The sequence below is a fragment of the Planktothrix sp. FACHB-1355 genome (genome assembly GCF_014748295.1).
GTDB lineage: Bacteria > Cyanobacteriota > Cyanobacteriia > Cyanobacteriales > Aerosakkonemataceae > Aerosakkonema > Aerosakkonema funiforme_A.
The window spans coordinates 1-3157 of record NZ_JACJUP010000845.1 but is presented as its reverse complement, the minus strand read 5'-3'; the positions used below and the strand labels follow the sequence as shown (position 1 = coordinate 3157).

Genomic DNA, 3157 nt, shown 5'->3' with positions numbered 1-3157 from the left:
CAATTTCCGCATCAATCCGATTGTTAATTTTTTTTCCTTTTCTCATTCGTCTTAACAATCGGTAATATATAGAGACGATTTTAGGAGATTTTAGAGCTTGTTGATGACATCACCTGCATTACAAAACTTCGCATTAAATTCAAAACCGCCGGTGTAACTTCATGCCCCATATCAAATTCTTGATACTGCACCGCTACTCCCAAGTTGGATAGAATATCGCGTGCTTTCACCGCAGCAGTTACAGGCACGATCGAATCTTGTCTGCCATGTAAGATCAAAACTGGCGGAAAATTACGATTTGTTGCTTCTTGAGTCATGGGATGCAAATAGCCACTCAAACATACCAAGCCTGCCAGTGGCAAGTTCAGTCCCACATCGAGAGTCATCGCCCCACCTTGGGAAAATCCACTCAAAATAGTACGTTCCAAGGGAATACCAGTACGTCTCTCAAAAGAGGTAAGCCACTCGTTCAGCAGTTGGCGACTTTCTGTTAAACCGTAATTTTTCTGAAAATCGTACCACGTTCTTCCACCCGGTACGTGCGGGTGAGGAAAAGGCCCATCGGGAAACAGGAACTCGTAATCGGGTAAATTCAAAAAAGGTGCTAAAGATGCCAGATCTTCGCCGTTGGCACCCCAACCGTGCAAAGCGACGATCGCACCCTTTGGCGGTTGACCTGTTTTCGGTGGCAAGGTAATTACTTCTAAAGACAAGGACTCTCTCCTACAGCTTTTCACTATCATCCTAGTTCCCAAAGCAGTCACAATTCCTCTAGCCTGCGACGACAATCCGGTCAAACCAGATCTGGACTGCGATCTCGATCGCCTTTATTCTTAATAAGGCAAGCATAGGGAAGTTCACAAGTCATGGCACGTCTGGCACTGCTGAGTGTATCTAATAAAACTGGGTTAATTGACCTGGCACGCAGTCTCGTAGAAGAATTTGGTTTTGATTTAATCAGCAGTGGCGGAACTGCCCAATCTCTGAAAGATGCTGGTTTACCAGTAACGAAAGTTTCCGATTACACCGGACACCCGGAAATCCTGGGCGGTCGAGTCAAAACTCTGCATCCGCGAATTCATGGTGGTATTCTGGCGCGTCGCAATTTACCGGAAGATATCGCCGATTTGGAAAATAATCAAATTCGTCCGATCGATCTGGTAGTAGTCAATCTTTATCCATTTGAGCAAACAATTGCTAAATCGGATGTGACATTGCCAGAGGCGATCGAGCAAATCGATATCGGTGGGCCAGCTTTAATTCGGGCATCGGCAAAAAATTTCGCGCACCTGACTGTGTTGTGCAATCCCGATCGATATCATGCCTACTTGGAAGAATTGCGTCAACATGGCGGAGACACATCTTTAGAATTTCGACAACAAAGTGCTTTAGCAGCATTTTCCCACACTGCCGCTTACGATATGGCGATCGCTTCCTATTTGAGCGATCGATCCCCTGTAGAGAAATTAGATGAAACCTCTCTACCGCAAAGATTCGCCCTTTCCGGACAACAGCTGCAATCTCTGCGATATGGCGAAAACCCCCATCAACCAGCTGCATGGTATCAAACAGGAACCGTTTCCCAAGGTTGGGCAGATGCGACTAAACTTCAAGGTAAAGAATTAAGTTACAACAACTTAGTTGATTTAGAAGCAGCGCGGCGAATAATTGCTGAATTTCCCGATACTCCTGCTGCCACAATTATCAAACATACCAATCCCTGCGGTACGGCAATGGGAAATAGCATTGCCGAAGCTTATGAAAAAGCTTTCAATGCCGATCCGGTTTCCGCTTTTGGCGGTATTGTTGCACTGAATAAACCGATCGATGCAGCTACCGCAACTGCGCTGACAAAGACATTTTTAGAATGCGTTGTCGCACCGGAATGCGAAGCGGAAGCCAAAGAAATTTTGGCGGCGAAATCGAAAGTCCGAGTTTTAATTTTGCCCGATTTGATTGCTGGGCCAAAAGAAACCGTGAGGTCAATTGCTGGTGGTTTCTTAGTGCAAGCTGCCGACGATGCAATCGAAAATCCCAGTCAATGGCAGGTAGTCACGGAAAAGCAACCAACGCCAGCACAATTAGAAGAATTGCTGTTTGCTTGGAAAGTGTGCAAACACGTTAAATCTAATGCTATTGTAGTGACACGCGATCGCACTACTCTCGGTGTCGGTGCCGGTCAAATGAATCGCGTCGGTTCTGTTAAAATTGCTTTAGAACAAGCAGCAGAAAAAACTCAAGGTGCTTTTCTTGCCAGCGATGGTTTCTTCCCATTTGATGATTCAGTTAGGACAGCAGCAGCAGCGGGAATTGTGGCGATTGTTCAACCCGGTGGCAGTTTGCGAGATGCAGATTCTATTAATGCTGCGAATGAATTGGGAATCGTGATGGTATTTACTGGCATTCGTCACTTTTTACATTAAAAGGGAGCTGTTAGCGGTAATATCGTGTCCGGTTGCATTGGTAGTATATGATTGATGCGAGAGGTTATTTGTGGGTATCTGGGGTTAATTTTTTACCACAGATGAAGACAGATGAACACAGATGAACACAGATAAGAGAGCGATTTCTTTAGCAACCGATGCAACCGGACATGATATGAATTGTCGCCCAAATGCTAATACCTACGGCACGCTACGCGAACGCCCCTACACGATACATATTTTGTTCTTTTCGTCAATTTATTCTACTGGACTGGCGCTCTAGAATAATTCTATTCGTCCCATTCTTCTGGCTTAATTCCATCAAGCCAGGGACGATACATTTGCCCAACAATTTCTATATCAACTTCGTCTCCATTGCGGCGCAAAATTGCATAAGGTGTGTATCGTTCTGCCATTTCCATATCCTGGTGGCAACCTTCCTTGCAAAAAGCCGCAAATGCAGGGATAGCTATTCCGTTGTCATTCCAATAGAGAAATTCTTCTTCATATTGAACTTGCTCACCTACAGAAAACCAAACGTCATAAATTTCGCCAGTATATTCAAAACCTGGTAGGTTAACTGGGTCTACAGGATAATCTTCATAGGCTTTGGATGCGGCTGACAAGTCTGGAGTTTCCAGCAGAATGCCTGCATAGTTACCTTGTTCTGCTTGCTGTTTCCAAACATCAGCAATTCCGGCATTTGTTTGTGGAGGGTGAACCGAATCTGCATC

Annotated in this window: 4 protein-coding genes; 2 read left to right on the top strand and 2 right to left on the bottom strand. The window is 45.0% G+C overall.

The window, feature by feature from the left end:
- Nucleotides 1–80: 80 nt before the first annotated feature.
- Nucleotides 81–713, bottom strand: a complete 633-nt coding sequence (locus H6S82_RS25835; protein ID WP_199315417.1) for an alpha/beta hydrolase — start codon at nt 711–713, stop codon at nt 81–83.
- 153 nt (nt 714–866) lie between these two features.
- On the opposite strand from H6S82_RS25835, the gene purH reads away from it, so the two are divergent.
- Nucleotides 867–2423, top strand: a complete 1557-nt coding sequence (purH, locus tag H6S82_RS25830; RefSeq protein WP_190468564.1) for a bifunctional phosphoribosylaminoimidazolecarboxamide formyltransferase/IMP cyclohydrolase — start codon at nt 867–869, stop codon at nt 2421–2423.
- Nucleotides 2424–2544: 121 nt separating this feature from the next.
- Nucleotides 2545–2706, top strand: a complete 162-nt coding sequence (locus tag H6S82_RS25825; RefSeq protein ID WP_190468567.1) for a hypothetical protein — start codon at nt 2545–2547, stop codon at nt 2704–2706.
- A 7-nt stretch (nt 2707–2713) separates the two neighbouring features.
- On the opposite strand, the gene H6S82_RS25820 is transcribed toward H6S82_RS25825, so the two are convergent.
- A partial coding sequence (locus tag H6S82_RS25820; RefSeq protein WP_191056928.1) for a hypothetical protein occupies nt 2714–3157 on the bottom strand: 444 nt, incomplete at its 5' end.

Bases quoted from the DNA above. Each gene is read 5' to 3' on its own strand.
- H6S82_RS25825 (WP_190468567.1), top strand. From the start codon at position 2,545: ATGAACACAGATAAGAGAGCGATTTCTTTAGCAACCGATGCAACCGGA.
- purH (WP_190468564.1), top strand. From the start codon at position 867: ATGGCACGTCTGGCACTGCTGAGTGTATCTAATAAAACTGGGTTAATT.